Source organism: Brevibacterium mcbrellneri ATCC 49030 (assembly GCF_000178455.1).
Lineage (GTDB): Bacteria > Actinomycetota > Actinomycetes > Actinomycetales > Brevibacteriaceae > Brevibacterium > Brevibacterium mcbrellneri.
The window spans coordinates 1-5,463 of record NZ_ADNU01000088.1 but is presented as its reverse complement, the minus strand read 5'-3'; the positions used below and the strand labels follow the sequence as shown (position 1 = coordinate 5,463).

General features: G+C 58.8%; 4 protein-coding genes. 1 reads left to right on the top strand and 3 read right to left on the bottom strand.

The features are described 5' to 3' along the window. Positions 1-70: 70 nt before the first annotated feature. Positions 71-1,195: an o-succinylbenzoate synthase gene (gene menC, locus HMPREF0183_RS11620; RefSeq protein ID WP_005886395.1), complete on the bottom strand. Its 1,125-nt coding sequence runs from the start codon at positions 1,193-1,195 to the stop codon at positions 71-73. 53 nt (positions 1,196-1,248) lie between these two features. Continuing rightward, the gene (locus HMPREF0183_RS11615) at positions 1,249-2,382 is read right to left on the bottom strand and encodes a M20 family metallopeptidase (protein WP_005886393.1); all 1,134 of its coding nucleotides are present in this window, start codon (positions 2,380-2,382) and stop codon (positions 1,249-1,251) included. A 106-nt stretch (positions 2,383-2,488) separates the two neighbouring features. Here HMPREF0183_RS11615 and HMPREF0183_RS11610 point away from each other — a divergent pair, with 106 nt between their 5' ends. After that, positions 2,489-4,006, top strand: a complete 1,518-nt coding sequence (locus HMPREF0183_RS11610) for a glutamate-cysteine ligase family protein (RefSeq protein ID WP_040349127.1) — start codon at positions 2,489-2,491, stop codon at positions 4,004-4,006. Between the two features lie 42 nt (positions 4,007-4,048). On the opposite strand, the gene HMPREF0183_RS11605 is transcribed toward HMPREF0183_RS11610, so the two are convergent. Continuing rightward, complete coding sequence (locus tag HMPREF0183_RS11605) at positions 4,049-5,092, bottom strand: LLM class flavin-dependent oxidoreductase (protein ID WP_005886389.1); 1,044 nt, start codon at positions 5,090-5,092, stop codon at positions 4,049-4,051. Between the last annotated feature and the right edge of the window lie 371 nt (positions 5,093-5,463).

Here is a 5,463-nt window from a genome sequence, read left to right as displayed (position 1 = left end):
AAGTGAGCGAAACTGCGCGTTATAACGCGCCGTATCGCTCGCTTTGCGCTGTTTCGCCCCACTCAACCGGCTACTTCTGGGGTGTGATGTCGATGGTGTCGCGGGTGAACTTCGCTAGGGTTTCACGGTTGACGGTGACACCGAAACCTGGGCCGGTGGGAACGTCGACAACACCGTCGTGCTGAACGATTTCTTCCGTGATGTCTTCGTGGAAGAAACGCTTGGACCCAGAAATGTCGCCCGGCAGGGTGAACCCAGGCAGGGACGCCATCGCCGCGTTGGCAGCGCGTCCTATTCCCAGCTCCAGCATGCCTCCGTGCCACACTGCGACACCGTGAGCTGATGCCAGGTCGTGAATCTTCTTCGCTTCGAGGTAGCCACCCACACGGCCTGGCTTGATGTTGATGACGTCGGCGGCGCCCAGCGAGATCGCGTCGGCGGCGGCTTCGGCAGACACGATCGATTCGTCCAGGCACATGGGCGTGCTCATCTGCTTGGCCAGCAACGCGTGCTGGCGAATGTCTGCTTCACCCAGTGGCTGTTCGATGAGCAGAAGACCGTAGTCGTCCAGCTTCTTCAGATGGGCGGCGTCGACCAGGGTATAGGCGGCGTTGGCGTCGACCTGGAACAGGAAGTCGTCACCGAATTCCTTGCGCACGGCCGCAACAGGTTCGATGTCTTTGCCCGGCTTGATCTTGAGTTTGATGCGGGCGTAACCCTCTTCCATGTACCCGCCAATGACTTTGAGCAGTTCAGGGATGGAGTCCTGCATCCCCACACTCACACCGGATGGAACCGTGTCCGTCACACCACCCAGGTAGTCCTTGAATGACAGCCCCGCTACCTGCAGTTGAGCATCCAGGACGGCCATTTCCATGGCTGCTTTAGCCATCTGGTGGCCAATGATGTGGCGCAAGTGCCAGGCGACGCGCTCGGCGCGCAGGTTTTCCACGTCAAACAAGATGGGGGCGATCCACCGGCGGGTCACGTCGATCCCGCCCTCTACATACTCCGAGGAGTACAGGGGCGCCGACATCGCTACGGACTCGCCCCAACCAGTGACCTGGCCAGAATCGGTGTCGAAGGTCGCCTCAATGAGGTAGCACTCTTTTTCGGTTTCGCGCATGAACGACGTTTCGAACGGGGTGACCAGCGGTACGGCTACGTTGTGCAGTCGGATGGATGACAGTTTCACGGTTCCTCCTTGGGCGTGGGTGGTTAGGCGAGGTGGTCTGGTGGTCCGGCCTGTTAGGCGAGTTGGTCTGCGATCAGGGCTGCGAGGAGCGCCGTCCGAGGTGCTATCTGGTCGACCAGCGCGTGCTCGTGTTCGGCGTGGGCGCCGTCTCCTACTGCACCCAATCCATCCAGGGTGGGCACGCCGGCTCCGGCGGTGAAGTTTCCGTCCGAGCCTCCGCCCACGGCAACCGCTGTTGGAGTTTCGATACCCAGTTTTTCAGCCAGTTCAACTGCCCGGTCGAACAGTCCTTGCGCCATGTTGCGTTCCATTGGGGGGCGGTTGATGCCACCGATGAGTTCAATCCTCGCGCCTTGAACAGACGGGGTGAGCCCGCGCATGAGTGCGTCCACGCGTTCTTGCTCTTCGACGGTTTTAGCGCGCACGTCCACGTTGACTGTGGCGAATGCGGGGACTGTGTTGGTAGTGGTTCCGCCGGAAAACACGGTGGGTGTCACGGTGGTGCCGGCCCCAGCGTCGGCGAAGCCTGCGATGACCTGCATTTGGTGGGCGAGTTCCAGCCCGGCGTTAATGCCCTTTTCTGGTTCGAGCCCGGCGTGGGCGGCTTTTCCGTGAACGTTGACCGTGTAGATCGACGAACCCTTACGTTCCACCTTGAGCGCACCGTGTTGGGAGGCTTCCAGGACGAACGCTGCGGCCGCGCCTTTCGCTTCGTTGACAATGAAGTCCGCCGAGGTGGTTGACCCAACTTCTTCGTCGCCCGTTACCAGGATGGTGAGTCCATCTAAGTCTGTTCCGTTTTCCTGTAACAGTGCAGTTGCGTGGACGCTCATGATGGCGCCGGTGATCATGTCGAAAACACCGGGGCCGCGCAGAACACCGTCGTGGTTGCTGAAGGGGAGACGGTCTAGGGTTCCGTGGGGCCACACGGTGTCTTGGTGGTTGACCAAGATGACTTTGCGGGCCCCGTCGCCAAACCGCAGGCGCACGTGGGTCACCCCGTCGATCTCAACGAGTTCGGGTGTGGCGCTCAACCGCTCATCCATGAGTGAGGCGAAGTCTTGTGCTCCACGCTTGACGGCGTCTTTGTCCGATGAAGGGGTTTCGATGTTGATGACTCGTTCGATGTCGGCGATCATCTGGGGGAGTCGGTCGTGTGACTGTTGCAAAATGTGTTCAAAATTCATGTTCGGTTTCCTCCCTTGTCAAACATCGCTGCCTTCATAGTAGTCTCGCAGTTTTCTTTAGTGCTTGTGGTCCCACATTCGTGACAAGTTATGCAAGGCTATGGGTATGGGTGACGCAATTTCCGCACAGAGCTACACGCCCCGCCAGCGGACTGACTACCGCAAACAGCTGGGCCACGACCTCGAAACCTTTGACGCGTATTTGCAGGACGCGGATTTCTTGGCGCGCGGAACCATTGGACTGGAGCTCGAACTCAACTTGGTGGATGAGAACCAGCAGCCGGCGCCGGTGAACCAACAAGTGTTGGAAGCAATCGATAACCCTGACTTTCAAACAGAGATCGGGTCATTTAACTTCGAACTCAACCACCCGGTGTTGTCTGTTGAGGGCGCGGGACTGAAAAACCTGGAAAACGGTTTGGACGCCCGACTTTTGGCGGCACGCGCTGGGGCCAAGAAATGTGGCGCGCGTGTTGCCTCAATTGGCACGCTGCCCACGCTCACCAAGGAGTTCTTGGACGCCCCTGAGTGGATCACGGATGAAAACCGGTACCGTGCACTGTCCAACATGGTGGTGCAATCCCGTGGTGAACTCGTACACATCGACCTGAGCAACCGTGAATCGTTTTCAGCCGAGTTCAACGACGTTGCCCCGGAAGCGGCGTGCACGTCTATGCAGTTGCATTTGCAGGTAGCACCCAACCGGTTTGCTGACGCATGGAACGCGTCTCAAGCGATCGCCGGTGTGCAAGCTGCTTTGAGCGCTAACTCCCCACTGTTCTTGGGTCGCAAACTCTGGCATGAATCCAGGGTGCCTGTGTTCGAGCAGTCTATTGACACGCGAACCCCGGAGCTTGTGGTCCAGGGGGTAAGACCTCGGGTGTGGTTTGGGGAACGCTGGATCACCTCGATCTTTGACCTTTTTGAAGAAAATGTGCGGTACTTCCCACCCCTGTTACCGGAGTCGCGTGAAGATTCCGGCGCGCCCATCATGAAAGGCAAGGCGCCGGCCTTGCACTACTTGAACTTGCACAACGGCACTGTGTGGCGGTGGAACCGGCCAATTTACGCGCCCAGCGACTCAGGAGATGGAACCGCGCACGTTCGGGTGGAGAACCGCCTGCTCCCAGCTGGGCCTACCGCAACTGACATGGTTGCTGACGCCGCGTTTTATTACGGCATGGTCAATTACTTAAGTGAACAGAACCGGCCAGTGTGGTCGCGCATGTCGTTTAACGAAGCGCGCGCCAACTTTTATGAAGGATGTCGCAACGGTATGTTTGCGCGCGTCAAATGGCCCACCTTGGGCAAGATCGACGTGGCAAGGCTAGTGCGTAACCACCTGCTTGACCGAGCCCGCAAGGGTCTGGAAGATCTCAAGGTCGATCCTGAGCTCATCGACTATTATTTGGGCATTATTGACCAGCGCGCCGCCACGCGTCAGAACGGTGCGGTGTGGCAGCTGCGAACGTTGTCGGCCATGAACCCAAGTGTGTCAAAGCCTGATACTGAGGCCCGCCGTGCAGCTCTGGCCCGCCTGGTGGACCTGTACATTGAAAATCAGGAGTCAGGTAAGCCAGTGCACACGTGGCCCGTCATTGAACCGGAGTACCGCTCCAATTAGGAATGGCTTGAGCAACTAGGCACAACGAGGGCCACGCGTCGATCAACCGCTGATCCCCCACACATCGGCCAGAATTTCCAAGGACCGCATGGTTGAGTCAGTGTCTGGGGACTGCAACGAGATCATGAGTTCATCAGCGCGAGCTGTTTGGGTGAAGTCGGTCAAGTACGACCGCACCTCTTCACCAGTGCCGATCGCCCAGTACTTGAGCATGGCAATAATCTGCTTGCCCTGTGGTGATTCGACCAGCATGTCGATTTCTTCGTCGGAAAGGCGACGCCCAGCCTGCCGTCCCAAGAACGCCTTGACGCGACCTCGGCGGACATGCTCAGCGTGTTCTTCAGCGACCTCGGCGGTGTCCGCGGCTGTCACATTGACGGCGGCGATGACGTAGGGTTCCGGGAAGCGCTCTGACGGCTGGTAGTTGCCCCGGTAGTGGGCCACGGCTTCTTCGAGCGCCTGCGGAGCAAAGTGCGAGGCGAAGCTGTACGGCAGTCCCATTTGCGCGGCCAGGTTGGCGCCAAATAGCGATGATCCCAGGATGACGAGTGGCACGTGCGTGCCTTGCCCAGGGGTGGCGTTGATGCCGTGAATGCGGGATTCGTCGCTCAGGTAGCCGGCGAGTTCTGCGACGTCTGAGGGGAAGTGGTCGGCTGCGCTGGGGTCGCGGCGAAGTGCCAGGAGGGTGCGTTGGTCGGTGCCTGGGGCACGTCCAAGGCCGAGGTCGATCCGGTTTGGGTATAGCTCCGCCAGAGTGCCGAACTGTTCTGCGACGACGAGTGGCGAATGGTTGGGGAGCATGACCCCACCGGCACCGAGGCGGATGCGGGAGGTGTGTGCGCCCACGTGAGAAATGAGGACGGCAGGGGCAGCCGAGGCGATAGAGGACATGTTGTGGTGTTCGGCGTACCAGATGCGGGAGTAGCCGAGCTCCTCTGCGCGTTGAGCAAGCGTGACGGACCGGGCGTAGGAGTCTGCGGGGCGCTCGCCAGAAAAGATGGTGGCGAAGTCGATCAGGGACAGAGGTGTTTTGTCTGGGTTGGGTTGGTAGCTGTTGTCTGCCGTGGGTGCACTCATACTGTTCATGGTGTCACTAATAGCGATAAGTGGGGTGTGTTTATTCCGGCAGGGGAATAGAGATGGGGATCACACCATTTCGAGTTGCCTTGGGTGCCCGAGGTGTGTAAATTAGTTATCACTGCTCAGGCGGGAAAACACCGAAGCGAGCGGGCTCCAATACAAGATTCGTTCAGAATCAAGCGCGGCCCCGTTTCCACTGGAACCGAACGCCAATCAAGCAGATTCCATTTCGATAGATTAGATGAATCGACGAGTTTAGCTGTGCGGAATTACTGCACTTGGCTGATTTGCGAAATGAAATCCAAATGGTTTAGAGTAGTGACTCGGCCGCCGCGGCTGAAACACCAAAACTCCTGGTGAGAAGGTTGCTGTGCGTC